Annotated in this window: 32 protein-coding genes; 13 read left to right on the top strand and 19 right to left on the bottom strand. The window is 66.5% G+C overall.

What is annotated here, in order from left to right; translation table 11 throughout:
• Window positions 1-44: 44 nt before the first annotated feature.
• Window positions 45-950 carry a polyprenyl synthetase family protein gene (locus AC1ROK_RS20355; protein ID WP_492850676.1) on the bottom strand — a complete coding sequence of 302 codons (906 nt, stop codon included), beginning with the start codon at window positions 948-950 and terminating at the stop codon, window positions 45-47.
• Between the two features lie 203 nt (window positions 951-1,153).
• On the opposite strand from AC1ROK_RS20355, the gene rpmF reads away from it, so the two are divergent.
• From rpmF to AC1ROK_RS20340, 3 genes are all read left to right on the top strand, one after another.
• The gene (gene rpmF / locus AC1ROK_RS20350; RefSeq protein ID WP_055886755.1) at window positions 1,154-1,336 is read left to right on the top strand and encodes a 50S ribosomal protein L32; all 183 of its coding nucleotides are present in this window, start codon (window positions 1,154-1,156) and stop codon (window positions 1,334-1,336) included.
• 105 nt (window positions 1,337-1,441) lie between these two features.
• Entirely contained in the window at window positions 1,442-2,836 is a 1,395-nt protein-coding gene (gene fumC / locus AC1ROK_RS20345; RefSeq protein WP_492850281.1) for a class II fumarate hydratase, read from the top strand.
• Window positions 2,837-3,062: 226 nt separating this feature from the next.
• Window positions 3,063-3,518: a hypothetical protein gene (locus AC1ROK_RS20340; RefSeq protein ID WP_492850279.1), complete on the top strand. Its 456-nt coding sequence runs from the start codon at window positions 3,063-3,065 to the stop codon at window positions 3,516-3,518.
• A 326-nt stretch (window positions 3,519-3,844) separates the two neighbouring features.
• Here AC1ROK_RS20340 and AC1ROK_RS20335 read toward each other — a convergent pair whose 3' ends face one another.
• The 3 genes from AC1ROK_RS20335 to gloB all read right to left on the bottom strand — a co-directional run bounded on the left by AC1ROK_RS20335 (window position 3,845) and on the right by gloB (window position 5,554).
• Window positions 3,845-4,162, bottom strand: coding sequence for a hypothetical protein (locus AC1ROK_RS20335; RefSeq protein WP_492850277.1), 318 nt, complete (start codon window positions 4,160-4,162; stop codon window positions 3,845-3,847).
• Between the two features lie 63 nt (window positions 4,163-4,225).
• Entirely contained in the window at window positions 4,226-4,774 is a 549-nt protein-coding gene (locus AC1ROK_RS20330) for a GNAT family N-acetyltransferase (RefSeq protein ID WP_492850275.1), read from the bottom strand.
• A 3-nt stretch (window positions 4,775-4,777) separates the two neighbouring features.
• Window positions 4,778-5,554: a hydroxyacylglutathione hydrolase gene (gene gloB, locus AC1ROK_RS20325; RefSeq protein ID WP_492850273.1), complete on the bottom strand. Its 777-nt coding sequence runs from the start codon at window positions 5,552-5,554 to the stop codon at window positions 4,778-4,780.
• A gap of 89 nt (window positions 5,555-5,643) precedes the next feature.
• On the opposite strand from gloB, the gene AC1ROK_RS20320 reads away from it, so the two are divergent.
• Window positions 5,644-6,387, top strand: coding sequence for a class I SAM-dependent methyltransferase (locus tag AC1ROK_RS20320; RefSeq protein ID WP_492850271.1), 744 nt, complete (start codon window positions 5,644-5,646; stop codon window positions 6,385-6,387).
• Window positions 6,388-6,407: 20 nt separating this feature from the next.
• On the opposite strand, the gene AC1ROK_RS20315 is transcribed toward AC1ROK_RS20320, so the two are convergent.
• Window positions 6,408-6,734 carry a DUF718 domain-containing protein gene (locus tag AC1ROK_RS20315; protein ID WP_492850269.1) on the bottom strand — a complete coding sequence of 109 codons (327 nt, stop codon included), beginning with the start codon at window positions 6,732-6,734 and terminating at the stop codon, window positions 6,408-6,410.
• 140 nt (window positions 6,735-6,874) lie between these two features.
• Here AC1ROK_RS20315 and AC1ROK_RS20310 point away from each other — a divergent pair, with 140 nt between their 5' ends.
• Together AC1ROK_RS20310 and AC1ROK_RS20305 are read left to right on the top strand one after the other, a co-directional pair.
• Window positions 6,875-7,981: a pyridoxal phosphate-dependent aminotransferase gene (locus AC1ROK_RS20310; protein WP_492850267.1), complete on the top strand. Its 1,107-nt coding sequence runs from the start codon at window positions 6,875-6,877 to the stop codon at window positions 7,979-7,981.
• Window positions 7,981-8,961, top strand: coding sequence for a prephenate/arogenate dehydrogenase family protein (locus tag AC1ROK_RS20305; RefSeq protein WP_492850265.1), 981 nt, complete (start codon window positions 7,981-7,983; stop codon window positions 8,959-8,961). Before AC1ROK_RS20310 ends, AC1ROK_RS20305 begins: the two co-directional genes overlap by 1 nt.
• 220 nt (window positions 8,962-9,181) lie before the next feature.
• Here the strand turns inward: AC1ROK_RS20305 and AC1ROK_RS20300 are convergent, their stop codons facing one another.
• A complete protein-coding gene (locus tag AC1ROK_RS20300; protein WP_492850263.1) occupies window positions 9,182-10,189 on the bottom strand; it encodes a DUF2125 domain-containing protein in 1,008 nt (335 codons plus the stop codon).
• A gap of 87 nt (window positions 10,190-10,276) precedes the next feature.
• Here AC1ROK_RS20300 and AC1ROK_RS20295 point away from each other — a divergent pair, with 87 nt between their 5' ends.
• Window positions 10,277-10,831, top strand: a complete 555-nt coding sequence (locus AC1ROK_RS20295; protein ID WP_492850261.1) for a gamma-glutamylcyclotransferase — start codon at window positions 10,277-10,279, stop codon at window positions 10,829-10,831.
• A gap of 28 nt (window positions 10,832-10,859) precedes the next feature.
• Here AC1ROK_RS20295 and AC1ROK_RS20290 read toward each other — a convergent pair whose 3' ends face one another.
• From AC1ROK_RS20290 to ftsE, 4 genes are all read right to left on the bottom strand, one after another.
• Entirely contained in the window at window positions 10,860-11,204 is a 345-nt protein-coding gene (locus tag AC1ROK_RS20290; protein ID WP_492850259.1) for a hypothetical protein, read from the bottom strand.
• Window positions 11,205-11,319: 115 nt separating this feature from the next.
• Window positions 11,320-12,141, bottom strand: a complete 822-nt coding sequence (locus AC1ROK_RS20285) for a lysophospholipid acyltransferase family protein (protein ID WP_492850257.1) — start codon at window positions 12,139-12,141, stop codon at window positions 11,320-11,322.
• 273 nt (window positions 12,142-12,414) lie between these two features.
• Window positions 12,415-13,356 carry a cell division protein FtsX gene (locus AC1ROK_RS20280; protein WP_492850255.1) on the bottom strand — a complete coding sequence of 314 codons (942 nt, stop codon included), beginning with the start codon at window positions 13,354-13,356 and terminating at the stop codon, window positions 12,415-12,417.
• A complete protein-coding gene (ftsE, locus tag AC1ROK_RS20275; protein ID WP_055046533.1) occupies window positions 13,346-14,005 on the bottom strand; it encodes a cell division ATP-binding protein FtsE in 660 nt (219 codons plus the stop codon). The genes AC1ROK_RS20280 and ftsE overlap by 11 nt, the downstream gene beginning before the upstream one ends.
• A gap of 169 nt (window positions 14,006-14,174) precedes the next feature.
• Between ftsE and AC1ROK_RS20270 the strand changes: the two genes are divergently transcribed.
• Together AC1ROK_RS20270 and AC1ROK_RS20265 are read left to right on the top strand one after the other, a co-directional pair.
• Window positions 14,175-15,119 (top strand): MJ0042-type zinc finger domain-containing protein, encoded by a 945-nt coding sequence (locus tag AC1ROK_RS20270; protein WP_492850253.1) that lies wholly within the window; start codon window positions 14,175-14,177, stop codon window positions 15,117-15,119.
• Entirely contained in the window at window positions 15,119-15,529 is a 411-nt protein-coding gene (locus AC1ROK_RS20265) for a response regulator (protein ID WP_055046531.1), read from the top strand. Before AC1ROK_RS20270 ends, AC1ROK_RS20265 begins: the two co-directional genes overlap by 1 nt.
• A 257-nt stretch (window positions 15,530-15,786) precedes the next feature.
• Here the strand turns inward: AC1ROK_RS20265 and AC1ROK_RS20260 are convergent, their stop codons facing one another.
• Window positions 15,787-16,890 carry a winged helix DNA-binding domain-containing protein gene (locus AC1ROK_RS20260; protein ID WP_492850251.1) on the bottom strand — a complete coding sequence of 368 codons (1,104 nt, stop codon included), beginning with the start codon at window positions 16,888-16,890 and terminating at the stop codon, window positions 15,787-15,789.
• A 95-nt stretch (window positions 16,891-16,985) separates the two neighbouring features.
• Here AC1ROK_RS20260 and AC1ROK_RS20255 point away from each other — a divergent pair, with 95 nt between their 5' ends.
• Window positions 16,986-17,351 carry a CidA/LrgA family protein gene (locus AC1ROK_RS20255; protein ID WP_492850249.1) on the top strand — a complete coding sequence of 122 codons (366 nt, stop codon included), beginning with the start codon at window positions 16,986-16,988 and terminating at the stop codon, window positions 17,349-17,351.
• Window positions 17,348-18,064 carry an LrgB family protein gene (locus AC1ROK_RS20250; protein ID WP_492850247.1) on the top strand — a complete coding sequence of 239 codons (717 nt, stop codon included), beginning with the start codon at window positions 17,348-17,350 and terminating at the stop codon, window positions 18,062-18,064. Before AC1ROK_RS20255 ends, AC1ROK_RS20250 begins: the two co-directional genes overlap by 4 nt.
• A gap of 204 nt (window positions 18,065-18,268) precedes the next feature.
• On the opposite strand, the gene lysA is transcribed toward AC1ROK_RS20250, so the two are convergent.
• The 3 genes from lysA to argH form a co-directional block, all read right to left on the bottom strand.
• A complete protein-coding gene (lysA, locus tag AC1ROK_RS20245; protein ID WP_492850674.1) occupies window positions 18,269-19,525 on the bottom strand; it encodes a diaminopimelate decarboxylase in 1,257 nt (418 codons plus the stop codon).
• Between the two features lie 118 nt (window positions 19,526-19,643).
• Complete coding sequence (locus AC1ROK_RS20240) at window positions 19,644-20,351, bottom strand: gamma-glutamylcyclotransferase (RefSeq protein ID WP_492850245.1); 708 nt, start codon at window positions 20,349-20,351, stop codon at window positions 19,644-19,646.
• A gap of 9 nt (window positions 20,352-20,360) precedes the next feature.
• On the bottom strand, window positions 20,361-21,803 hold the full coding sequence (gene argH / locus AC1ROK_RS20235) for an argininosuccinate lyase (protein ID WP_492850243.1): 1,443 nt from the start codon (window positions 21,801-21,803) through the stop codon (window positions 20,361-20,363).
• A 21-nt stretch (window positions 21,804-21,824) separates the two neighbouring features.
• On the opposite strand from argH, the gene AC1ROK_RS20230 reads away from it, so the two are divergent.
• Together AC1ROK_RS20230 and AC1ROK_RS20225 are read left to right on the top strand one after the other, a co-directional pair.
• Window positions 21,825-22,484: a TlpA disulfide reductase family protein gene (locus AC1ROK_RS20230; protein ID WP_492850241.1), complete on the top strand. Its 660-nt coding sequence runs from the start codon at window positions 21,825-21,827 to the stop codon at window positions 22,482-22,484.
• 4 nt (window positions 22,485-22,488) lie between these two features.
• A complete protein-coding gene (locus AC1ROK_RS20225; RefSeq protein WP_492850239.1) occupies window positions 22,489-23,382 on the top strand; it encodes a PfkB family carbohydrate kinase in 894 nt (297 codons plus the stop codon).
• Between the two features lies 1 nt (window position 23,383).
• Here the strand turns inward: AC1ROK_RS20225 and AC1ROK_RS20220 are convergent, their stop codons facing one another.
• From AC1ROK_RS20220 to AC1ROK_RS20200, 5 genes are all read right to left on the bottom strand, one after another.
• Entirely contained in the window at window positions 23,384-24,004 is a 621-nt protein-coding gene (locus tag AC1ROK_RS20220) for a sugar O-acetyltransferase (RefSeq protein ID WP_492850237.1), read from the bottom strand.
• Window positions 24,005-24,171: 167 nt separating this feature from the next.
• Window positions 24,172-24,399: a hypothetical protein gene (locus tag AC1ROK_RS20215; RefSeq protein ID WP_492850235.1), complete on the bottom strand. Its 228-nt coding sequence runs from the start codon at window positions 24,397-24,399 to the stop codon at window positions 24,172-24,174.
• A 17-nt stretch (window positions 24,400-24,416) separates the two neighbouring features.
• The gene (locus AC1ROK_RS20210; RefSeq protein WP_492850233.1) at window positions 24,417-24,593 is read right to left on the bottom strand and encodes a hypothetical protein; all 177 of its coding nucleotides are present in this window, start codon (window positions 24,591-24,593) and stop codon (window positions 24,417-24,419) included.
• A gap of 91 nt (window positions 24,594-24,684) precedes the next feature.
• Window positions 24,685-25,374 (bottom strand): rhomboid family intramembrane serine protease, encoded by a 690-nt coding sequence (locus tag AC1ROK_RS20205; RefSeq protein WP_492850231.1) that lies wholly within the window; start codon window positions 25,372-25,374, stop codon window positions 24,685-24,687.
• Window positions 25,374-25,973, bottom strand: coding sequence for a cob(I)yrinic acid a,c-diamide adenosyltransferase (locus AC1ROK_RS20200; protein WP_492850229.1), 600 nt, complete (start codon window positions 25,971-25,973; stop codon window positions 25,374-25,376). The genes AC1ROK_RS20205 and AC1ROK_RS20200 overlap by 1 nt, the downstream gene beginning before the upstream one ends.
• Window positions 25,974-26,004: the final 31 nt, after the last annotated feature.

The raw sequence follows: 26,004 nt of genomic DNA, 5'->3' as shown, positions 1-26,004 counted from the left end.
TCAAAGGTGGGCGTCGGCTGCCACCAGCTTGGGCCGTCAGCCCGCTAGCTCTGCCGTTCGGCGAAGAACCGGGCGGTGGCGCGGAGGCCGTCGGCGCGGTGGTCGAAGGGGAGCAGCGCGGTGAGTGCGTTGTGGATGACCTCGGCGAGCTGGCGCTGGGCGGCTTCGACGCCGATGCGGGCGACGATGGTTTGCTTGCCGGCCTCGGCGTCCTTGCCGGTGGCCTTGCCGAGCGTTTCGGCCGAGGCGGTGACGTCGAGGATGTCGTCAGCGAGCTGGAAGGCCCGGCCGGCGGCCTCGGCGTAGCTGGTGAGATGCGCGAGGTCCGTATCGGAGGCGCCACCGAGGATGGCGCCGATACGGACGGCGGCGCGGATCAGCGCACCGGTCTTCATCGCCTGCATCTGGGCAATGGCGCGCTCGGTGAGAAAACTCGTCTCGCCCTCGATATCGCGCATCTGGCCGCCGACCATGCCGCCGGCTCCGGCGCCGGTCGCGAGCTCGGCAACGAGGCGAACACGAATGGCGGAATCGGGATGCGCGGCTTCATCGGCGAGCAGCGCGAAGGCGTGGGTCAACAGCGCATCACCGGCGAGGATGGCGGTGGCGTCGTCATAGGCCTTGTGGACGGTGGGCTGGCCGCGGCGCAGGTCGTCGTCGTCCATCGCCGGGAGGTCGTCATGCACCAGCGAGTAGCAGTGGATCATCTCGACGGCGAGGCCGGCGGTGGCGGTGGCGGCAGGCGCGATACCGAAGACGCCGGCGGCCTGCCGGACCAGCAGGGGCCTGAGGCGCTTGCCGCCGCTGAGGCTGCCGTGGCGCATCGCGGCGATGAGCCGATCGGGAGGAATTCCGGGGCCGGAAAGGGCAGGGGCGGCGAGCAAGGCGTCGAGCGCCTGTTCGATATCGGCGGCGGTGCTGGCGAGTTCGTCTGGGAAGGAGTAGATCACGGTCGAGGCGTCCGGCAGGGTCGAGCGCTTGTAGCGGATTTGCGCCGATGCAGGAACTGCGCCGGAAACCCGCAACTGGGCCAATTTCGCCCCTTCCCATCCGCGCGATTGTGCTCTATAGACGCCCCCAATTCCCGACAGACCCTGTCTGTTAGACGCCGGAACGCCTTCGGCGAAACGCTATTGAACCAGGAGTAACAACCATGGCAGTGCCAAAGCGCAAGACCTCGCCGATGAAGCGCGGGTTCCGCCGCTCCGCCGATGCGCTGGCCACCCCGGCCTATGTCGAAGACAAGGATTCGGGTGAGCTGCGTCGTCCGCACCACGTCGATCTGAAGACCGGCATGTATCGCGGCCGGCAGATTCTGCAGCCCAAGAGCTCGTAAGCCTTCGGGCCGGCGCTCCCTTGCGCACCAAACGATAGATATTCCCGGCCGGCTCCCAGATCAGGGAGCCGGCCGTTTTCATTTGTTCCAGAGGTTTTTCCGGCTATGGCCATGCGCGTCGAATCGGATTCCATGGGCACGATCAACGTGCCGTCGGAAAAGTACTACGGGGCGCAGACCGCCCGCTCGCTGGCCAACTTCGACATCGGCGGCGAGAAGATGCCGGCTGAGATCATCCGGGCCTTCGGCATCCTCAAGAAGGCAGCGGCGCTCGCCAACCACAAGCTGGGGCTCATGGACCAGGCGACGCGCGACCTGGTGGTCGCGGCGGCCGACGAGGTGATCGCCGGCAAGCTCGCCGAACACTTCCCGCTGGTGGTGTGGCAGACCGGCTCGGGCACCCAGTCGAACATGAATGTCAACGAGGTGATCTCGAACCGCGCCATCGAGATGGCCGGCGGCGTGATGGGCTCCAAGAAGCCGGTGCACCCGAACGACCACGTCAACATGAGCCAGTCGTCGAACGACACCTATCCGACGGCGATGCACATCGCCGCGGTCGAAGCGATCGAGAACTACCTGGTCGACCGGGTCATGCTGCTGCGCAACACGCTCGACGCCAAGGCGACCGAGTTCATGGGCGTGGTGAAGATCGGCCGCACCCATTTGCAGGATGCGACGCCGCTGACGCTCGGCCAGGAGATTTCCGGCTGGGTGGCGCAGCTCGACCTGGCGCTGAAGGCGATCCGCGCCACGCTGCCGCAGCTCTATGAGCTGGCGCTGGGCGGCACGGCCGTCGGCACCGGGCTCAACGCGCATCCGAAATACGGCGAGACGGTCGCGGCGGAGATCGCGACGCTCACCGGGCAGCCCTTCGTCACCGCACCGAACAAGTTCGCCGTGATGGCCGGGCACGATGCGTTCGTCGGTTCGTCCGGCGCCCTGAAGCAGCTGGCCGTGGCGCTGATGAAGATCGCCAACGACGTGCGCTGGCTGGCCTCCGGTCCGCGCTCGGGCCTGGGCGAAATCACCATTCCGGAGAACGAGCCGGGCTCGTCTATCATGCCGGGCAAGGTCAACCCGACGCAGGCCGAGGCGACCACCATGGTCGCGGTGCAAGTGATGGGCAACGACACGGCGATCGGCATTGCGGCGAGCCAGGGCAATTTCGAGCTCAACGTGTTCAAGCCGGTAATCGCCTACAACTTCCTGCAGTCGGTGCGGTTGCTGGCCGATGCGGCCAAGAGCTTCAACGACCACTGCGCGGTGGGGATCGAGCCGGATCGCGACCGGATCAAGCAGTTGGTCGATCAGTCGCTGATGCTGGTGACGGCGCTCAACCGCAAGATCGGCTACGACAATGCGGCCAAGATCGCCAAGCACGCCCACAAGAAGCGCTCGACGCTGCGCGAAAGCGCCATCGAGCTGGGGCTGCTCACCGGCGAGGAATTCGACGCCGAAGTGAAGCCCGAGCAGATGGTCGGCCCGCTCAAGCTCTGATCTGTCTGGAGCAGGGCTCTTCGTTGCATCGCACTCCGCGATTGGCACTGAGCTTCCCCCTTCACGGGGTGACACGGTGGGTGAGGTAAGGCTGGTGCCCTCAACTGATTTAGGTATCCCAGAGTTCACCCTTCCTAGGGCATCAGTGCGAAAGCGCACGGCGGGGCTGGCGGGGGCGGCCCGGCTTTGGCATTGTGCCCCGCACTAACCGAGCAGAGAACGCGCCATGTCCGACAATACGGTATTCATCCCCCAGGGTGGCCGCGCTTCGCGCAACGGCGCCTTCATTCCCCCGCTGCTGCTGATCCCGCTGATTGCCTACAACTTCTTTGCCTTTCTGTTCATGGGCGGCAACCCGGCCGGCTGGAGCCAGCAACTGCTGACCATTCCGATGGTCTCGGGCGTGCCGTGGTCGCTGACCGCCGGCGACCTGATCCTCGTGGTGGGCCTCGTCTGCCTGTTCTTCGAGGTGCTGAAATCCACCAATACCGGGCGCAACTCGGTGATCGAGCACATGCTCTCGGTGGTGGTGTTCGTGATCTTCCTCGTCGAGTTCCTGCTTGTCGGGGCGGCAGCCAGCTCGGTGTTCTTCATCCTGATGATGATGGCGATCGTCGACGTGGTGGCGGGCTTCACTGTCTCGATCACCGGCGCCGGCCGCGACGTGACCATGGGCGGCTGAGGCCGCCAGCATCAAAAGCGCCCTCAACCACGGTGTGTCATCCCGGCGAAGCCCATAGGCGCTAAGCTATTGCCGTGCCCACCCGCCGGCGTCATTCCCGCGAAGGCGGGAACCCAGTGGGATGCTGCGGCGCCGGTGGAGGCTGAGAGATCGCACTGGGTCCCCGCCTTCGCGGGGATGACGCCGGTAGGATGTGGCGGGCCCATGGCAGGGGTGTTGCAGGCGGTGCCTTGGGATGGGCCAAGGATCATTTCGGCATCTCAGGATGGGCTCCGGCCTTCGCCGGGGTGACACCGCGAATGTGGAACGGTCAGGCGGCCAACGGCTCAGGTAACGATGGTCTTGCGATAGCCGGCAGGCATGCGCCGGACCGTGATCTTGCTGCCATTGGCATAGGCGTCGACCGCCTGCCCGACCGGGGCGCGGCGACGCTCGCGCTGTGCAGGCAGATGCTGGCGGGCGGCGATCAGCTGGCTGAGGAAATCGGCATGGGCGGGGGCGTGCACGAGCATCAGCAGCTCACGCGGTGCCTCCTGCACCGCCGGCAGCGTGAAGACCTGCTTTGCCGTCCCCTTGTCGTCCATCGCCTCGGACCTGGTGCCGGTCCGGGATGACTGCCTGGCGAGGCAGCCTTCGCGGACCATGGGAGTAACGTCGCCATGACCGGGTGAGGTTGCAATGTTTCGTCGGCGGTTTCCCGCGTTTCATCAAGAAAGGGTTAACCGCATCACATGCCGGCGGGTACCGGCTTTCCCTATTTCGACGAAGCCCAACCCCGCGAAGGCCGGGACAAACCCCATGAAGCGATAGCTCGGAGAAGAGGGCGCGACGGGGTAGGCCTCCAGAACATCGGCTTTGTGCTCTCTCGCGTGGGCGATGGCGGCGGCGATCAGCTGCCGGCCGAGCCCTTCGCCCCGGACCTGCCGGCGGACATACATGCAGGTGAGCGACCAGACATGCTCGCCGGGCTCGTCGTCGGGGCCGCCGAGATTGCGGAAGGTGTCGCGGGGCGCGACCGATACCCAGGCGACCGGCTCGCCGTCGGCATAGCCGAGGAGACCGACCGGCACGCCGTCCGCAATGCGGCCGAGGATCTGCTGGCGCCGTGCAGGCCCCTTGTTGTCCTTGATCTCCTGAGGCGTGGCGCGCCAGGTCATGCACCAGCAGGGCTTTGGCCCGCCCGGGCCGGCAAACAGGGCTTCGAAATCCCTGGCGGTCGCTCTGGTCACCGGCTTGAAGGCCAGCTTGTCGGGCATCCCTTACCCTTTGAATTCGTCCTTCGCCTTGCGTAAAGCGGCGAACACCTTGGCCGGTTCCGTATCGGCGGCAAGCCCCATGGCTTTGGCCAGCACCGGCTGGTCAGCGCGCAGGAACGGGTTGCTGGCCTTTTCGAGCCCGAGCGTCACCGGGATGGTGTACTTGCCGGCCTCGACCATGCGCTTGACTTCGGCGGCGCGGATGTTGAGCGCCGGGTTCTTCGGGTCGACGCTCAGCGCAAAGGCGGCGTTCGAGGCGGTGTATTCGTGGCCCGGATAGACCAGCGTATCGTCGGGCAGGGCGCGCAACTCTTCGAGGCCGTTCCACATCGGGCCGGGTTTGCCCTCGAACATCCGGCCGACGCCGAGCGAGAACAGCGCATCGGCGGAGAACAGGTGCCGGCCGGACGGGTCGTAGTAGACGATGTGTCCGAGCGTGTGGCCCGGGGTCTCGATGACGATGAAGTCGGTTTCGCCGAGCGACACAGTATCGCTGGCCGAGACCAGCACTTCGAGCCCGAGGATCTTCGACGCTTCGGCCTTGGGCCCGACGACGCGCACCCCATATTCACGCTTGAGGGCCGGAATGCCCTCGACGTGGTCGGTGTGGTGGTGGGTGATGAACAGGTCGGTCAGTTTCCAGCCACGGCGCTGCAGCGCTTCCTTGATGGCCTTGGCGTCCGGCGCGTCGATCGCGGCGGTGCGGCCGCTGGCGACATCGTGGACGAGGTAGCCGAAATTGTCGGAACGGCAGAGAAAGACGTCGATCAGCAGGGGCACGTGGCGGAGTCTCCGGGTCGGGCGCGCCGCGTGGGTGGCATGCGGCGGCGAAGCATGACAGAAACTAAAGAACGTTTTCGGACAATGCCATGACCTCTCACGTCGAGCGGCTGATCGGCTTCTACAAGTCGCCCCTGGGAAAGATTTCCCGCGCCCTGCTGCGCGAGGAGGTGCTGCGCTTTGCCGGCAACGTACGCGGGTTGCGGGTGCTGGGGCTGGGGTTTGCCACGCCCTATATGCGCTTCACGCTGGAAAAGGCCGAGCGGGTGATCGCCGCCATGCCGGCCCGCCAGGGGGCTTCAGCCTGGCCGCGCGAGGGCCCGTCGCACACCGTGCTCTGCGATCCGCTGGAACTGCCGCTCACCGACGCTGCTGTCGACCTGATCATCGCGGTGCATGCGTTTGAGCATGTCAGCGACACCGAAGAGCTGATGCGTGAGCTGTGGCGGGTTTCCGCCCCCAATGCGCGGCTGATCGTCGTGGTGCCGAAGCGCCGCGGCACCTGGTCGTCGATCGACACGACGCCGTTCGGTGATGGGCATCCGTTCTCGCGCGGGCAACTGGAACGCCTGCTGCGCGACCATAGCTTCGTGCCCGAGCAGTGGCGCGATGCGCTTTACGTGCCGCCGTCGCAGCATTCTCTGGTGCTCAAATCGACGCGCTTCTTCGAGCGTGCCGGCAGGATGTTCGGGCCGACCTTTGCGGGCGTCCATTGCGTGCTGGCCCGCAAGGAGCTGTTCCCGGCGGTACCGCGGCGGAAGAAAGCCGAGCGGCTGATCAAGGTGCCGGCACTGGCCCCGCAGGCGGCGATGAAGCTGCCGCGAGAGCGCTGACGAGCCGAATTTTCGCCGCCCTAGAGCGCGCTCTCGACGTTCATTTCCGGCCTCAAATGCACCGCGACCTCGCCCGACCAGGGCTCGGTGACGCCGCGGCCGCCGCCAAGATCCTCGAGCAAGGAGCGGAAACGGTCGAGCATGGCGATCATCTGGGGGCGGGCCTGCACCAGATTGCTCATCTCGCCCCAGTCGCCGACGACGCAGAAATCACGCTCGCCGGTTCTCACCACCCAGAAATTGCGCAGGCCCGCCATGTCGGAGCTGTCGATGTCGCGGTGGAGGGCGATGAACTCCTCCTCGCGACCGGGCTTCACCCGCATATGCACGATGTTCATTGCCGTCATCGGATCCTCCTCCGTCTCGACAAGCACGCCGCGGCCCCACCCTAGCAGATGTCGGGGCAGCTGGGGCCGGGATTCCTTTGCAAGCGTGGGCGCCATCCCCTATGGTCCGGCCGATTTTTGACCCGGCTTCCCCCTCAGACATGACCGACACGCCCAAACGCCCCGTCCCGCAGCCCGGCATCCTGAAGATCGCGCCCTATGTCCCGGGCCGCTCCGACACGCCTGATGGCGTCAAGCTGGTGAAGCTCTCGGCCAACGAGTCGCCTTTGGGCGCCAGCCCCAGGGCGATCGAAGCGGTGCGGGACGCGGCCGGCCGCATCGAGATCTATCCGGAGGGGTCTTCGCGCGATCTGCGCGTCGCGCTGGGCGAGGTGCATGGGCTGGCGCCGGAGCGGATCGTCTGCGGCTTCGGCTCGGATGATATCCTCCACCTCCTCGCGCAGGTCTATCTCGGCGAGGGCGATGAGGCGGTGATGAGCCAGTATGGCTTCAACGTCTACCCGATCATCACCCGCAGCGCCTCGGCCGAGATCATCATGGTGCCCGAGACGGGCTATCGGGCTGATGTCGACGCGCTGCTTGCCGCCGTGACGCCGCGCACCCGGATGCTGTTCCTCGCCAACCCGAACAACCCGACCGGCACGTACCTGCCGGCGGCAGAGGTCGAGCGGCTGCAGCGCGGGCTGAGGTCCGACATCCTGTTGGTACTCGACAGCGCCTATGCGGAATATGTCACCGCCGAGGACTACTCTGAAGGCATCGAGCTGGTGAATGGCTCGGACAATGTGGTGATGGTGCGCACCTTCTCGAAGATGGGCATTGCCGGCGAGCGGGTGGGCTGGATGTATGGGCCCGACCACGTGGTCGACGCGGTGAACCGCATCCGCGGGCCGTTCAACGTGTCGCTGTCGGGCCAGGCGGCGGCCGCCGCCGCGGCGCGCGATGTCGAGTTCACCGCAAAGCTACGAGAGCACAATGCACGCTGGCGCAGCTGGCTCACCGAGGCGCTCCAGTCGAACGCCATCCTGGTGCCGCCAAGCCAGGGCAACTTCATCCTGGCGCTGTTCGAGGATGTGGCGACGGCGAAGGCGGCGTTCGCCGCGCTGCGCGACAAGGGCCTCCTGGTGCGCGAAATGCATGGCTATGGCATACCCGAGGGTCTGCGCATCTCGATCGGGCTCGAGGAGCACATGCGCGCCGTGGTCGAAATTCTGAAGGCGTTCGGGGCGCCGGGGGCAAGCAACTGATGTTCGAAAAACTGACGCTTATCGGCATCGGCCTGATCGGCTCCTCCATCGCCCGGGCAGTGAAGCTCAAGGGTCTCGCGAAAACCATCGCCATCACCACGCGCAAGTCGGCGACGCTCGAAGAGGCGCGGGCGCTGGGGCTGGGTGACATCTATACGCTCGACGCCGCCGAGGCGGTGGAGGGCGCCGACCTCGTCATCCTCTGCACTCCGGTCGGCGTCTATGCCGATGTGATGAGGCAGATCGGCGGGCGCCTGGCGCCAGGCGCCATCCTCTCGGACGTGGGCTCGGTGAAGGGCCAGGTGATGAAGGCGCTGGAGCCGATGGTTCCCGCGGGCGTGCATTTCATCCCCGGCCATCCGATTGCCGGCACCGAGCATTCCGGCCCGTCGGCCGGTTTCCCCGACCTGTTCGTCGGGCGCTGGTGCGTGCTGACGCCGAAGCCGGAGGTGGACCCGGTGGCGGTCGACCGGCTGGTGTCGTTCTGGGGGGCGCTCGGCTCGAACGTCGAGGTAATGGATGCCGCGCACCATGACCTGGTGCTGGCGATCACCAGCCACGTGCCGCACCTCATCGCCTACAATATCGTCGGCACGGTCGCAGATCTCGAAGCGGCAACGCAATCAGAGGTGATCAAGTTCTCGGCCTCGGGATTCAGGGATTTCACTCGTATTGCCGCCAGTGACCCGGTGATGTGGCGCGACGTGTTCCTCACCAACCGCGAGGCGGTGCTGGAAATGCTCGGGCGCTTCCTCGAGGACCTGTCTAGCCTGCAGCGCATGGTCCGCGTCGGTGACGGTGAGGGCATGCAGGCGCTGTTCACCCGCACCCGCGCCATCCGCCGCTCGATCATCACCGCCGGCCAGGAAACCGCGGCGCCCGATTTCGGCCGCCCGCACGGCACGCCGGAAGCCGTGGTGCAGCCGGCCGACATCCCCGCAGTCACCGTGCGCGAGCATGGCGGCGGCGAGGACGCCTGATCGCGAAGCGATCGTGGGTCGTTCCCGAGGTCTGTGCTCCTGGCCCACCCCCCTCCCAACCTCCCCCACAAGGGGGGAGGTGCCGTGCAGTGGGGGAGGCACGATCAAGCCTAATCCACCGGACCGGCACCTCCCCCTTGATGGGGGAGGACGGGAGGGGGTGGAGCCGCAGGTACGATGCTCGGGCAGGTCGCCTGCCAGGGCCGCTGGCGCTAAGTAATCAGAACAACGGCAGCAACTGCGCGAAGGGCACGGCGAGCAGCTTTACCTGGCCATCGGTGATGGTGAGGGTGTTGCGGAAGCTGCCATCGGCATTGGGGGCGCCGCGCAGCATGGCGAGCTGCATCACCGGCAGGAATTGGGCAAAGCGATCGAGCACGCCCTTGGTGGTGTAGTTGATCTCGCCCTCGGGGTAGCCGCCGCCATTCAGCTTCAGCGTCCCTGATATCTCGAAGCGCTCGTCGGGCTGTGGCTGGCTGCCGGCCAGTTTGGTGAGGGTCAGCGCCCCGCCGGCGGCCTGCCAGCGGCGCAGCGCATCGGGTTCGCCCAAGGCGCGAAGGTCGTCGGGCACTCCGGTGAGCTCGACTTCGGCACTGGTGTCGGCCGCCGCCACCTGCAGCCCCGGCAGACCCAGCGCCGTGGTCGAAAGGTAGCCGCGGAGCGCCGCAGTGCCTGCCGCCTTGTCGTGCAGCTCGGGGACATCGAGCAGGTGCGCTTCGGCGTGCTTGGCGCGCGCTTCGACGATCTCGCCGGCGACGGTATCGGTGAGCACCAGGTCGTCGGCCACCAGCGAGAAGCGGGCGATGCGCCAGCCCTCACCGCTGAGGCCGCGGACCAGGTCGGTCGAGGTGAGCCGGAGGCTGCCTTCCATGGCGCCGAAATCGAGCCGGCGCTGGCTGCCTGAGAAGGCGTCGGCGAGGCTGAACGGCGCCTTGGCCGAAAAGATCAGGTGCGAGGGCGCATAGACCAGCACCGAGCCCTTGAGGCCGGCAAAGGTTGCGGTGATGTCCTGGTCGACGAGTGTGGCGTCGAGGCACTCGAGGTCGAAGCGGAACGGGAAGCCGGAGACCTCGAAGGTGCCGCAAGTCAGCTTCGGGGCGGTCTCACCATCGGCCTCGCTGAGGAGCTTGACCTGTCGCGTTGCCTCACCGGCGGCCCAGAGCCAGCCGGCGGTCCACAGCCCGACCACGACGACCACCGCGATGGCGAGCCACATGAACTTCCGCAACGTCAGGTCTCCCATTCCGGCGCACCGATTGCGCGGCGCGGACCGTATCGGTAGGAACGTGACCGCGGCAAGGCGGGTGGACGTTTCGTGCAGCAGAATTCAACGCATTGGGTATTCGGCTACGGCTCCTTGATCTGGCGGCCGGGCTTTGCCTTCATCCGGCAGATGCCGGCGCTGCTGCGCGGCGTGCACCGCCGCCTCTGCGTCTACTCATTCCGGCATCGCGGCACCGAGGCGCAGCCGGGGCTGGTGTTCGGGTTGATGCCGGGCGGCTCCTGTCGCGGCATGGCGTTCGAGGTCGCCGATGCTGAGTGGGGCGGGGTACACGCCTACCTCAGCGAGCGCGAGATGGATCGCGGCGTCTACCGCGAGGCGACCCGGCAGATCGAACTCGCCGATGGCGGCCTGGTGCCGTCTCTGGCCTTCCTCGCCGATACAAGGCACCTGCAATATGCCGGCAAGCTCGCTATTGCCGAGCAGGTGCGGATCGTGCGCGCCGGGGTGGGGGAGTCCGGCGCCAACCCGGAATATGTGCTGGAGACAGCGCGGAAGCTGCATGAACTCGGGATCGTCGACCGCTATCTCGACGAGGTGGTGGCGGTGCTGAACGGTACGGATGTGCCGGTGGTGGCAGGGGCTTAGGGCTGACTGCCGTCTCTCTCGGTTGTCCTCAGGCCGCGCTCAGCCCGAGGATCGGTTCGGCGCCTTCGAGGTCCCACACCACGGTGAGCCGCTCGATGGCATCGGCGCTGGTTTCGACGTGGAAGACGCGGTCGGCGCAATCCATGGCGAGGCGGAAGCGGGCGCGGCTCACCGGGTCTTCGACGAGGTCGGCAGCACCGCCCGCCCACATGACGTGCGGGCCCAGCGCGATCAGGTAGAGTTCATCTGCCTTGAAGCTGAAATCGTCGAAGCGCAGCGGTTCCAGCGCATAGAAACGCCCCGAGCGACCGCGCCAGTTCACCGGATGCGCGGTGGCGTGCTGCAGCAGCGTACGATCGAGTGTCGGCACCATACCCCCGGCTCCTTCGATACTCGGCGAAAGAGAACGAATATAGAACAAATTTGAGCTAAATGTCAAGCACCGCCCTGCGTGACGTCTACACCTATGGGCTGCGTCGTTGATTCCGTCAAGATGTAGTGGTCTGAAGCGGGCCGGGCGCTATCCCTTGCTTCAGCTTCTCGAGCCGATCGCGCAGCTCGGGACTGATCGGGCGGTCGAGCCCCTCATCATAGGCCTCGAGGATCAGCTTGTTGGTTTCCCCCTCGATCGCCGCGATCAGGCGGCCGCGAAATTCCTCGACCGGCAGGCCCGGCGGGATGGCGGGGAGAAACCTGGCGCGGGCGGTGCCGGGCCAGAGCAGCAGGCTGTTGCGGCCCCAGAACAGGCCGGAGTTGAGCGCCACCGGCACCACTGGGATGTTCAGGCCCTGGTAGAGCCGGACCACGCCGTAGCGATAGTCGTAGGGCTCGAGCGGCGCCTTCCGCGTCCCCTCGGGGAAGATGATGATGCGGGCGCCGTTGGCGAGCGAGCGGCGGGCGTCGGAGAGCATCAGCGGGATGGCGTCGCCGCCTTTCGAGCGATCTACGCGGATGGTGTCGAAGGCCATTGCCGCCTGGCCGAAGAACGGGATGTCCATCAGCTCCTTCTTGGCAATGAAGGCGGGGCGCCGCGCCCCGGGCAGAAGTGCGAAGATGTCCCAGTCGCTCATGTGCTTACTGGCAATGATGCAGGGACCATCGGGAATGTTCTCGATTCCCTCGACGTCGGTCTTGATGCCGGCGATGAGCCGCAATGCCAGGATGTGCGAGTGGATCCAGTAGAGCGCCAGCGTCCAGCCAAACCGCGTGCGGCCCCAGATTGCGCTGATGCCGACGACGATCGCCAGCACTACGGTCTGCAGATAGAACACCGCGTAGAACAGCAGCGAGCGCAACGCCTGGCCGAGCAAAGTTGATCCTCCCCGTTTTGCGCCGGAGGGTGCCTGCGCAACGCAGTGGCCGCAAGGCGGAATTACCGGCTCACCCCTCACCCGTCTCGGCCTTCGGCCGATCCACCCTCTCCCCGACGGGGTCCGGTGAAGGCTAATCAGCCTTCACCGCGGGAACGGTGCCCCGATCGAGCCACAGCGCATTCTTCCCCCCGTCGGGGTCGCGGGACGAGGGCGTAGCCCTCGCCCGGAGGTGGCGCGTAGCGCCGGATGAGGGGGTCGAGCCCCGATGCTCTACGACGTCTTCTGCAGGAAGCGGCGCACCGTCATGCGCGAGGTGATGGCGGTCAGAGCGGCGATCACCGGCACCACGGCGAGGATGCCGAACATGCCGTCGATGCCCAGCGCGAAGCGACCGAACAGGATGCCCAGTTGCTGGCCGGCCTCCTGCGGCACCATCGAGCCGGCGGCGACGCCGACCAGCAGGAAGAATAGCAGTGCCGCGAGCCCGCCAACGATCCCGCCACGGAAGCCGATGGTCAGGAACCGGCCCTGGAACTCGCCGGCGATGAAACTGTTCGAGGCGCCGATGAAGTGCAGCACGTCGACGATCTCGCGGTTCGACGCCATGGTGCCGCGCGTCGCGAAGATGATGGCGAGCACGGTGGCGACCACGATCAGCGCCAGCACCAGCAGGCCCGAGGCGACAATGGTGCCGGCCATGACGTTGAGCTGCTGCCGCCAGGCGGCGTGGGTATCGAGGCTCGCGCCTTTCACGGCAGCGAGGTCGCGCTGCAGCTTTTCCACATCGGCTTCGGCCGGGTCGGCGAGCTGCACGACGACGAGGCGAGGGATGTCGATGGCGGTAAGGTCGAGGCCGGCGCCGAGCCAGGGCTCCAGCAGCTTCTGGCTCTCTTCGAGGCTCAGGGCGCGGGCTGAGGCGACGCCGGGCGTGGCTTCCGCCAGCGCCACCGCGGTGCGCAGGTTCGAGTCCATCACCTCGCCCTCGACCGGGCGGATCTGGATGGTCATTTCGCGGCCGACATCGGAGGACCAGGCGATGGCGGATTTCTGCACCAGCACGACGCCGCCCAGCGTCACGCCCGACAGGAACGTCATGATGGCGATCAGCAGCACCAGGGTGCGGCCGGCCACCGAGCGTTCCGGCACGATGGCGGCAGCGCGCTCGCGATTCTCGATCCCGGCGAAGCGGGGGAGCTTCAGCTCAATCGGCAAAGACGATCTCCCCCTCGTTGAGGATCATGCGCGGAAAGGGGAAGGCATCGAGCAGCGGCAGTTCGTGCGTTGCGAGGATGATGGTGGTTCCCATCTTGTTGAGTTCGGCGAACAGCCGCACCAGCCGTAGCGACAGCTCGGGGTCGACGTTGCCGGTCGGCTCGTCCGCGAGGAGGATGTCGGGACGGCCGATCACCGCGCGGGCGATGGCGGCGCGCTGTTTCTCGCCGCCCGACAGCACCGCCGGCAGCGCATCGAGGCGCTGGCCGAGGCCGACCCATTCGAGCAGCTCGGTGACATTGGCGCGGTAGCTCGCCTCGGGTTCACCGAGCACGCGCAGCGGCAGCGCCACGTTCTCGAAGGTGGTGAGGTGGTCGAGCAGGCGGAATTCCTGGAACACGATGCCGATATGGCGGCGCATCTGCAGGAGCGCATCCTGATCGAGCGAGGAGGTATCCTTGCCGAACAGGGTGACCCGTCCGCGGGTTGGCCGCAGCGACAGCAGCAGCAGCTTCAGCAGCGAGGTCTTGCCCGAGCCGGAAGGGCCGGTGAGAAAATGGAACGTGCCGGGTTCGATGCGGAAATTGAGATCGCGGAGGATCTCAGGCCCCTGCCCATAGCGCAGGCCGACATTGGAGAACTCGATCACCGGGCCATCCGCTCCGAATCAGTTGTGAGGCATCATAACAGCGGCATCCCGCCGGGGCGGGGTTCTCACCCATAATTCAGCCCAAATCTTGGTCGGCCAACGCCTCGGCTGCGGCAGTTTCGACGTTCGGGTTTGAGGAAACTTAACCCGGCGCCGCTAGCTTTCGCCCATGCGTTCACCCCAGCCAGCGACGGTCGTCATCGCCTGCCCCCATTGCGGCACGCGCTACCAGGTGCCGCCCGAAACGCTCGGGCCGCGCGGCCGACAGGTCAGCTGCGCGCATTGCGGCAAGGCCTGGATGGCGGAAGCGCAGATGGCGCCGCCCGACGACGACAAGCTGTTCACCCCGACCGAGGAAGAGGCGCTCGACCGCGAGTTCAAGGCGATCGAACATCGCACCGGCATCGCCGAAATCCCCGCTTCGCTGCGCGGGGTGATGCCTGATGGAGCGCCGCCGCCCGAAGTGGTGCGCTCGATCGCCGAGATCAAAGCCGCCATCGCCCCGAAAACGGCAGAGCAGACACCGGCTCCCGAACCTGCAGCAAAGCCCACGGCGGCCGAACGCGCGGCCAACGGCAAACTGGAGAAACGGCAGCGCGCGGTGGCGCGCCGGCTGCCGGCGGCGAAGCTGTTCCGGGTGATCCGCATCGGTGCGGTCTGCCTGCTGGTGGCCGTGGTGGCCGGTGGGCTGCTGTTTCGCACCGAGATCGTCAAGCTGGCGCCTTCGATGGCGGGGGTCTATTCGGCCCTCGGCATGGGCGTGAACGTCGTCGGCCTGGAATTTTCGGACGTTTCGACGGTGATGAGCCGGCGCGGCGACAGCGACGTGATCAGCGTCACCGCCACCATCCACGGCGTCGAAGCGCGCCGCGTCGTGGTGCCGCCGGTGGTGGTGAGCCTCCTCGATGCGCAAGGCGCGCCGCTCTACCAGTGGAGCGTCATGCCGCCGGCTCCCGATGTCGAGCCGGGCGAGGCCGTGGCCTTTTCCGCCGAACTGGCGTCGCCGCCCAAGGGCGCGACGCAGCTGCGGCTGGGCTTTGCCTCGAGCCGGCAGAACGTCGCGGCGATACCGCCCGTGGCGACCAAGGAAATTATTGAAGAGACGGTACACTGATGGCCAGAATTCTGCTTGCCGAAGACGATGATGGAGTGCGGGCGTTCGTCTCGCGCGCCCTCGCTCACATGGGCCACGATGTGGTGGAAGCCGAGGATGGCGGGCTCGCCGCCGAGGTCATGCAGGACGAGCAGGGGCGCTTCGACCTGTTGCTCTCCGACATCAAGATGCCCGTCATGGATGGCATCGCGCTGGCGCTCAACGTCGCCTCGGCCTGGCCCGAGGTCACCATCATGCTGATGACCGGCTTTGCCGACCAGCGCGAACGCGCGCACGGCCTCGACCAACTGATCTATGACGTGATCCCGAAACCCTTCACGCTGGCGCAGGTGCTGGAAAAGGTGGACGACGCCCTTGCCGGCCGGCCGCCGGAGATTATCTCTTTGGCACGTCAGGCGATGATGGGGTGAAGGCGGGGCCCATAGTCCCAACGTCATCCCCCGGTCGCTTCTCCCCTCAGGGGAACCGGACGAGGGCGTAGCCCTCGCCGGGAGGTGGCGCGAAGCGCCGGATGAGGGGTGAAGCGGTGCAATACGCGCTCGCTGCGAAGCTGAACCCCTCACCCTAGTTCCGCTACCGACCTCGCGGTCCTTGCTGCACTACCCTCTCCCCTCAGGGGAGCGGGGCTCTTGAGCCGAACCATCGAGGTGTCGGACACCGGCGAGTCTCAGGCTGGCACCTCCTGCACGCGGACGTCGAACGTCTCGGCCTTCTCCTCCATGAAGCGCAGGAACTTCAGGCCCTCGCGCTCGATCTCGGCGACGTCCTTTTTCCTGAGCTGGTGGTAGGGCGTGACGGTGAGCACCGCTGCGCCCTTCTTGTTGTCGATCGCCCAGGCGGCGGAGATGATGCCGTCGACCAGCACCGACGGCTTCGCGTCGTGCAGGAAGTCGCCGCGTTTCTCGTCGTCTTCGGCGAGCACGCGGCTGCGGTTGTCGTAGCCGAGGAAGGCATTTTCGAACAACGGCATGAAGCGGATCGGCGCGGGCGTATCGGCATCGGGGCGCGGTGCGTCTGGCAGGTCGAACAGTTCCCGGCCGTCGGGGGCGATGAAGCTGACCAGCTCGGGTCGGAGCGCCTCGAACACCTCGCTCAGCTTGGTGAGCCGCGACCAGCTCTGCATGTCGGCGACGCTGGCCGGGCCATAGGCCGCGAGGTAACGGCGGACCAGGGTTTCGCGGGCGATCGGGCGCTCATAGGGCGCCGGCAGCCAGTTGCCGATGCGGGTCAGCAGCGGTGCATGGCCGGAGCCCCAGATGCGGGTTGGCGGAATCTGGATCAGCGCATCCGAGGTTTGCAGCAGCATGGTCATCGCCAGCGGCTCGGCGGTGGGGAAGCGCTCGGCGAGGCGCTTGCCGAGCTGGCCGGCCGTCATCGGCTCGGCATCGAGCAGTTCTCGCGCCAGCGCGAGAACCTGGGCTTCGTCATTGTCGCCGAATCGCTTCCGGAAATTGCTCTGCCAAACCGACCGCAGAAATGGCTGCACCAGGGCACGGATGCCGATCAGGTCGTCGGTGGTGTGGAGGTGCAGCGTGCCGCGCATGGTGGTGGCACGAGCCAGGGCGCGGTCGATGATCAGCGCTGTCAGGGCTTCGTGGGTGAAGCCGTTCAATCGGGACCACAGGCCGATATAGGGATCGTGGGTCTGCTGCGCCTGCATGCCGAGCAGCCAGGCAATGGTCTCGGTGATCGAGATGTCGCTGCGCTCGAGCAGCATCTGGCGGGCGAGGGTGGCGCGGTTGAGCTGGCGGTCGGTCAGGGTGTTCGTCATCAGCGCCTCCTTGGATACGCATAACCTAACCGAGGCGTACTGACAGGGGCTGTCAGCAGCTTGCATGGGCCGGAATCCGGTTCGATAGTCCAGGCATGATTGCCATTCTCGCATTGCTGCTCGCCTGTCAGCTCGGCGGCGAAATCCTGGCGCGCTCGCTGGCTCTGCCGATGCCCGGCCCGGTGGTCGGGCTGATCCTCCTCGCCATCGTGCTGCTGGTGTGGGTGCAGCGCCGACCGGATCTCAAGGGCACGCTGCTCGACAAGGTCACCACCTTCCTCGTCGGCGGGCTGGGGCTGTTGTTCGTGCCGACCGGGGTCGGCGTCGTGCAGCAACTGGGGCTGCTCGGCGACTATGGCGTGGGGATCGTCCTGACGCTGATCATTTCGGCGGTGCTCACCATGCTGGCGACGGTCGGGGCGTTCCTTGCCGTGAAACGCTGGACGGGGAGGCGGCCATGAACGATCCGTTTGCGCTTTGGGTCTATCTCAGCTCGACGCCGCTGCTGTGGCTGACAGTGACGCTGTGCGTCTGGGTCGGGGCGGACTGGCTGGCGCTGAAATCGGGCCGCAACCCGCTGGTCAATCCGGTGCTGCTGTCGATCATCGCGGTCGGCGCGGTGCTGCTGGCTACCGGCACACCCTATGGGCGCTATTTCGAAGGTGCGCAGTTCGTGCATTTCCTGCTCGGGCCGGCGATCGTCGCCATCGCCGTGCCGCTGGTAACCAACCGCAAGATCGTGATGGAGAACCTGTTGCCGCTGCTCGGCGCGCTGCTGGCGGGTTCGGTGACGGCGATCGTCTCGGTGGTGCTCCTGGGCCGGCTGTTCGGGCTGCCGCCGGACGTGCTGCTTGCGCTGGTGCCGAAATCGGTGACGGCGGGTGTCGCCATGGGCATTGCCGAGCAGATCGGCGGCTCACCCTCGCTCACCGCCGTGCTGGTGGTGCTGACCGGGGTCACCGGCGCGGTGCTGGTGACGCCGATCATGAACGCCTTGAAGATCACCGACTACGCGGCGCGCGGCTTTTCGGTGGGGCTCGCCTCGCACGGCATCGGCACGGCGCGCGCCTTCGCGGTCGACCCGGTGGCCGGCACCTTTGCCGGCATCGCCATGGGGCTCAACGCAGTGCTGACCTCGGTGCTGGCGCCGGTGCTGGCGGCGTGGCTGGTGTAGGTTGCTTCACGTTTTGGGGCATTGGTTGCTCCGCCAACGCGATGTCATCCCTGCGAAAGCAGGGACCCATTTCACCGTCTGCACCAGCCGATAGTTGGGTCCCAGCTTTCGCTGGGATGACACCCGTGGGGAGGCGAGGTGAGTGGAACATCCCGACCGGTATCTCGATCGCCGACGTTCCGGTTGAACCGCCTCGGCGGCTGATCACACCCAGTCCGGCACGCTGTCCAGGGCGATCAGTTCGGCGATCGACTTGCGTGGGCGGATGACGTGCCACTTGTCGCCGTCGACCAGCACTTCGGGCACCAGCGGGCGCGAGTTGTAGGTCGAGGCCATCACCGCGCCATAGGCGCCGGCCGACATCACGGCGAGCAGGTCGCCTTCCTTTACGCCTTCCATCTTCCTATCCTGGGCGATGAAATCGCCGGTCTCGCAGACCGGGCCAACCACGTCGGCGGTGATCTGCGCCAGGTTGGAATGCACCACCGGCTGGATGTCGTGATGCGCCTCGTAGAGGGTGGGGCGGATCAGGTCGTTCATCGCCGCGTCGACGATGACGAAGGTCTTGCCGCCTTCCTTCACGTACTCGACCTTGGTGACGAGGATGCCGGCATTGCCGACGATCAGCCGGCCGGGCTCCAGCACCAGCGACACGCCGAGCGGACCGATATGCTTCCTGACGATCTCCGCATAGGCGGGCGGCGCCGGCGGGGCGTCCTCGTCGTGGTGATAGGGGATGCCGAGGCCGCCGCCGACATCGGCGTGGCGGATATCGTGCCCGGCGGCCTTGAGGTCGCGCACCAGTTCGGCGAGCAGCGCGAAGGCGTTGTCGAACGGCGTCATGTCGGTGATCTGGCTGCCGATATGCATGTCGACGCCGACGGCGCGCACCCCGGGCAGCGCCGCGATGCGGGCATAGACCTCGCGGGCCCGCGCGAACGGGATGCCGAACTTGTTCTCGGCCTTGCCGGTCGAAATCTTCTTGTGCGTGCCGGCATCGACGTCGGGGTTGATGCGCACCGAGACCGGTGCTGTCATGCCCATGGAGACGGCGACGTCGCTCAGCCGCTCGAGCTCCGGCTCGCTCTCCAGATTGAAGCACTTGATCCCGACTTCGAGCGCCCGGCGCATCTCGGCGAAGGTCTTGCCGACGCCGGAGAAAACGATGCGGTTGGCCGGCACTCCGGCGGCAATGGCGCGCTCGAGTTCGCCGCCCGACACCACGTCGGCGCCGGCGCCTTCCTTGGCGATGAGCTTGATCACCGCCTGGTTGGAGTTGGCCTTCATGGCGTACGCGACCAGCGTGTCGATACCCTTGAAGGCATCGCGCATCACCTGCACGTGGCGGCGCAGCGTCGCGGCCGAATAGACGTAAAACGGCGTGCCCACCTTACCGGCGAGGGCGGTGAGGTCGACCTCCTCGGCGAACAGCCGGTCGTCGCGATACTGGAAGTGATGCACCAAGGTCCTGCGCCCCTACGAAATCCGGGCGAAGCTCTAGGCGAAAACGCTGGGCAGCGGAAGCTGGAGTTATTGATGGGGCCGATTGGGGATGATGATGGCACCCGTCGCCATCGGGCTAGGCCTGTGCCGGCCAGTGATGCTCGATCCGTTCCGCCACCAGCTTCTGGATGGCCCAGAGGTTCCGGTCGTGGATGCCGTACTCCTCAAGCTTCGTCACGGTCGAAAGCACATACTCGGCCATCGAGCCCTTCCAGCCGTGGGCCTGCGCCAGCCGGTCGGCACGCTCCGCCAAGGTAAGACCACCGATATAGCGGGTGCTTTTGCGGTTGATAGCGAATGCGAGGGCGGTGAGCGGGCCCTCGGCGGTCGTGACCTTGATCCAGCGTCCGGGGAAGGCATTGGGCACCATGCTCATCTCGCGGCGCACCAGCTTGTCCATGTTGGCTTTGATGGTCCCAGCGGGGATGCGATAGGCGACGCTGCGGCAACTGCCGCCCCGATCGAGGCAGAGCATCAGGCCCGGCTGTTTGGGGTTGCCTCTATACCGCTGGTCGAACAAGCAGAAGTTGCGGTGCCAGCCGCTGGCGACGGCGATGCGCTGCTGGTCGAACTCGGTGGCCGGGTTCCAGATCAGCGAGCTTAAGGCAAAGATCCAGAAATCGCCTTCGGGCGCCGTATCCATGATGCGTGCAACCTCAGCATCGTAGTCGGCATCGGTCGCCGGGCGGATACCGGGGTAGTTCGGCTGCCCCGGATCCTCGATCACCGGGATGCGGGCGACATGGTCGGCAGTGAGGTGCAGGGGGCGGGGCTTGCGCGGCATCGCCGGAGCCTACTCCACCCCGCCGTCGCCGTGACCGCCGGATTTCTTCACGCTGACCGGTTCGGATTTCACGCCGGTCAGGAGTTCCTTCCAGCGGGCGGCCTGCAACGCGACGTTTTCCGGCGCGGTGCCGCCATAGCTCTTGCGGGCGGCAACCGAGCTCTCGACGCTCAGCACCTTGTGGATGCGGCTGTCGATGCGGTGGTCGATGAACTTGAAGTCCTCAATGGTGAGGCCATCGAGGGTCATGCCCTTCTGCTCGGCCAGCGCCACGATCTGCCCGGTGATGTGGTGGGCCTCGCGGAACGGGATATTGGCCTGTTTGACCAGCCAGTCGGCGATATCGGTGGCGGTGGAGAAGCCGGCATTGGCCGAGGCGCGCATCTTGTCGCGGTTGGCCTTCAGATCCTCGACCATGCCGGTCATCGCGGCGAGCGACAGTGACAGACTATCCAGCGCGTCGAAGGCGACTTCCTTGTCTTCCTGCATGTCCTTGGAATAGGCGAGCGGCAGGCCCTTCATGACGATCAGCAGGCTGGTCAGCGCGCCCATGATGCGGCCCACCTTGGCGCGGATCAGCTCGGCGGCATCGGGGTTGCGCTTCTGCGGCATGATCGACGAGCCGGTGGTGAACTTGTCGCTGAGCTTGACGAAGCCGAACTGCGACGAGGACCAGATCACCAGTTCCTCGGCGAAGCGACTGAGGTGCATGGCGCAGAGGCTGGCGGCGCTGAGCGTTTCGAGGATGAAGTCACGATCGGAAACGGCGTCGAGCGAGTTGGCAGTGGGGCGATCGAAGCCGAGCGCCTTGGCGGTCATGTCGCGGTCGATCGGGTAGGGGGTACCGGCCAGCGCGGCCGAGCCAAGAGGGCTTTCGTTGAGGCGCTTGCGCGCATCTTCGAAGCGGCCGTAGTCGCGGCCGAGCATTTCCACATAGGCGAGCAGGTGGTGGCCGAAGGTCACCGGCTGGGCGTTCTGCAGGTGGGTGAAGCCGGGCATGATGGTGGCGACTTCTTCCTCGGCCCGTTTCACCAGCGCCAGCTGCAGGGTCTTCACCTGCACCAGCAGCGTGTCGATGGCGTCGCGGACATAGAGGCGGAAATCGGTTGCCACCTGGTCGTTGCGCGAGCGGGCGGTGTGGAGGCGCCCGGCGGCGTCGCCGATCACCTCCTTCAGCCGGCTCTCGACATTCATGTGAATGTCTTCGAGCGAACGCGAGAACGTGAACTTGTTTGTCTCGATCTCGTCGAGCACGGTCTTTAGGCCGGTGATGATCGCGTCGCGATCCGCCTGGGTCAGGATGCCCACTTCCGCCAGCATGGTGGCGTGTGCGATAGAGCCGGCGATGTCCTGCTTGTAGAGCCGCTGATCGAAGCCGATGGAGGCGTTGATCTCTTCCATGATGGCGTCGGGCCCGGTCGCAAAACGGCCGCCCCACATGCGATTGCTCATCTCAACTCCAACGGTAGCACTATGACCGACCAAAGCCCCGCCCCGACCCGGAGATTGCGCCCCAGGCGGGTGCTGCTCGTCGCCCTGATCAGTGCGGCGGTAGCACTAGTCCTTACCCTCGTCATTGGCAACTTTATGCCGGCGCAGGCGACACAGTGCGATCCGCAGGTGGTGAAAGGGCAGAAGATCGATGCCGCGGCGATCGGCATGCTGGCAGCGCTCAACGGCACCGGCGAAGGGCGCGGCTATGCCGACATGTCGTTCAAGGACGCAGCGGGCGCGCCAACCACGATCGGCAACTTTGCCGGCAAGAAGCTGCTGGTGAATTTCTGGGCCAGTTGGTGCGTGCCGTGCCGCGAGGAAATGCCCGCGCTCGATGCCATCGCGACCAAGTACAATTCGGAGCAGTTCATGGTGCTGCCGATCAATCTCGATGTCGGCGAGAGCGGGCTCGAGAAGGCGAAGAAATTCCTGGCTGACGAAGGGCTGCAGAACCTGCCGCTCTTCGCGGATTCGACCTTCGATGCGTTCAAGCGGCTGCAGCAGCAGGCGGTGGCGATCGGGCTGCCGGCGACGCTGCTGCTTGACGAGAAGGGCTGCGAGCTCGCAGTGCTGCAGGGACCGGCCGAGTGGGATTCGCCCGACGGTCACAACGTCATCGACGCGCTGATCGGAACCTGACCCCATGCGCCGCATCCTCTGCGTCGGTGCCCTGACCATGGACACGATTTTCCGGCTGGATCGCCTGCCGGATGGGCCGGGCAAAGTCATTCCGCTCGATGCGGTCGAGGTCGCCGAAGGCATGGCGGCGGCCCAGGCGGCGAGCATCGTGCGGCTCGGTGGCAAGGCCGCGCTCTGGGCCTCGGCCGGCCACGATGCGACGGGCGACCGGCTGGTGCAGCAGATCTCGGGCGAAGGCGTCGACTGTTCGCGGGTGCGGCGCGTAGCTGGTTCGCGCTCGGGCTTTTCATCGATCTTCATGGATCGCAGCGGCAGTACGATGATCGTGCCGCGCTACGATCCGACGCTGATGGCGCCGCCGGAGGCCGCCCCTGACCTTGGTGGCATCGATGCGGTGATGACCGACGTGCGCTGGCCGGGCGCGGCGGCGCTGGCGCTGGCGGCGGCGAAGGCAGCCGGTATCCCTGGTATCCTCGATGCCGACATGGCGGCGCGCGAGGTGCTCGACGGCTTGTTGCCGCTGGCGTCGCATGTGGTGGCCTCGGAGAGCGCGGCAAAGCTGGTGACCGGGGCGGACGCCCCGGAGCAGGCGGCCGGGTGGCTTGCGGTCAGCCATGGCGGCTTCGTCGCGGTCACGGCCGGCGCCGATGGCTGCTGGTGGAGCGAGGGCGGCGGGATCCGCCATTCGCCCGCACCGAAAATCGAAGCGATCGATACGCTGGCGGCGGGTGATGTGTTCCATGCCGGGTTCGCGGTCGGGCTGCTCGAGGGCTGGCCGATGCGCAACGTCATCGCCTTTGCTTCGGCCGCCGCGGCGATCAAGTGCACGCGGTTCGGCGGCCGGCTCGGCGCGCCATCGCGCGCCGAGGTTGAGGCGTTTCTGGTGAAAGCGCGCTGAGTTAAGCCGCGTTCGCCGCCTGCCGCATCGGCTTGGCGTCGGCTTTGCGGATCACCCGGCAGGGGTTACCCGCGGCCAGCACGCCGGCGGGGATGTCGCGGGTGACGACGCTGCCGGCGCCGATGGTGGTGCCGTCGCCGATGCTGACGCCGCCGACGATGATGGTGCCGGCGCCGATCCAGCAGTGCTTGCCGATGCTGATCGGCTTGTTGATGCACTGGGCGCCGATCAGCTTGCCGGTCTTGGGATCGCGGCGCTCGCGCTCGTGCGGATCGACCGGGTGGCCGGCGGTCAGGAACATCACCCGCGGCGCAATGGCGGTGCCGTCGCCGATGCGGACTTCGGCGCCGTCGAGGAACACGCATTCGAAGTTGATGAACACACCCTCGCCGATATGGATGTGCTTGCCGTATTCCCAGGTGACGGGGCTCAGGACGAAACTGTCGCCGAAGCTGCCGAGCTGGTCGCGGAACATCGCGGTGCGGTTGGCCATGTCCCAGTTGGGGACGGCGTTGAGGCGGTCGAGTTTTTTCCTCGCTTCGACCTGCAGCTCGATCAGGTCCCAGTCCGGCCCTTCATAGAGCTCGCCCGATACCATCTTCTCGTAGCCCGTCTTGCTCATGGGGCCAGTCTCCTGTTCAGCGTCCCCCCGCTGAAGGCGGTTGCTTCTGCCCCGATGGGACAGCTCCCCGCAAGCGCGGAGTTTGCCGAATCATGGGCGGCTGCGCCCCGTCCGTTCAGATGGGGTTCAGGGACAAAGCCCTGGGAGGTGGAGAGCTGAACAGCCGTTCAGGCGATGCGGTCGATGATGCGACCGACGAACGCGTCGGAGCGCTGCTCCATGTCGGTGAGCGCCCGCTCGAGGTCGGCGCCAGTGGAGGCGGAGCCTTCGTTGATCTGCTTGAGCAGCATCTGGTGTTCGAGGTCGGCGCGCTTCTTGGCGACGAGCACCTGCGCGACGCCGAGGGTGTCGGCCTCGCGGAAGGCCATGCGATAGATCGACGTGTCGAGGTTCATCACACCCCTCCGGCTGGTCAGGCGATCTTGTCGACCTTGGTCCCCTGGCCGGGCGGTGGAGCGGAGCGCGCCACGCTATCGACCATCTGGATCAGCGACATTTCCATCTCGTGCGACTTCTTCAGCACGGCGATGGCGATCGAATGCTGCGTCCCCTGGGAACGTGCGGCAAGCAGCTGCGATGTCAGATCCATGTCCATCCCCGGGGTTTTATGACCGGGGCGTAAACGAAACCTTCTCGGGCCTGTGCCGGATTGGTGCGATCGTGAATCAATGGTTTACCGATCAGCGGCCGCCGAACAGCGCCACGTCGCGACGTTTCAGCGGCACGCAGAGGGCCGCCCCGACGATCAGCCCGCCGACATGGGCGGACCAGGCGACCGGGCTGGCGTCGCCGAAGACGAGGTAGAACAGCTGCACCGCCGCCCAGGCGCCGAGCATCCAGAGCGCCGGTAGTGGCAACGGGATCGGGATGGTGAGCCCAAGCAGCACATAGACCCTGGCATGCGGGTAGAGGACGATATAGGCGCCCATCACCCCCGCCACGGCGCCCGAAGCGCCGATCAGCCAGGTGTAGGTGCCCATGGCGAAGAGGATGTAGACCAGCCCAGACAGCGCGGCGCAGGCGAGATAGAAGGCGGCGAACTTCACATGCCCCAGCGCGTCCTCGATATTGTCGCCGAACACCCAGAGGAACAGCATGTTGCTGCCCAGGTGCAGCCAGTCGGCGTGGAAGAACGCGTAGGTGAGGAGTGTCAGGCCGTCGGGCAGGTAGGCCAGCCGGTCCGGCGCCCCGGCTTGCAGGAAGTAGGCGGGTACGGCGGCGTAGCTCAGCGCGAACTCGTCGAAGCTGATCCCGCTGCCATGCGCCAGCTGGATCAGGAATACGAGGACGTTCAGCCCGATTATGGCGTAGGTGACATAGGGGAACCTGATGTGCCGGACCGGGTTGCGATCGTGCAGCGGGATGAACATCAGCCGCGCGATTGCCCCTGGTCGTGGCCGAACTTGCCGGGCGTCCACAGCACGTCGCTGTCGCCGTTGGAATTGGCCACCCGCGCCATGACGAACATCAGGTCCGACAGCCGGTTGAGATAGACCAGCACGGCATTGTTGACGTCGGGTTCGGCGGCGATCAGCTCGACCACCAGCCGTTCGGCCCGACGGGTGACGGTGCGGGCCAGATGCAGCGCCACCGCCAGCGGCGTGCCGCCGGGGAGAACGAAGCTGGTCAGCGGCTTCAGCGCCTCGTTGTAGTGGTCGATCTGCTCTTCGATCCACTCGGCCTGCTGCGCGGTGATGCGCAATGAGGGCGCGGCGCCGGCCGGATCAGCGCCGGGAGTGGCAAGGTCGGAGCCGAGGTCGAACAGGTCATTCTGGACGCGGGCGAGCAGCCGGTCGAGCTTGGGCATCGCGGCGGTATGGAGCCGCGCCATGCCGATGAAGCTGTTGGCTTCGTCGACGGTGCCGAAGCACTCGATACGCAGATCAGCCTTGGAGCGGCGCGGACCGCGGACCAGCCCGGTGGTGCCGTCGTCGCCGGTCTTGGTGTAGATCTTGTTGAGCTTGACCATGTCGTCCCGTCGCGAGTCAGTGGCGACGAAA

It is taken from the genome of Devosia sp. GW821-FHT12F11, from assembly GCF_058806655.1.
The sequence above is the reverse complement of the archived record's forward strand: the minus strand, read 5'-3'. Positions and strand labels throughout refer to the sequence as shown.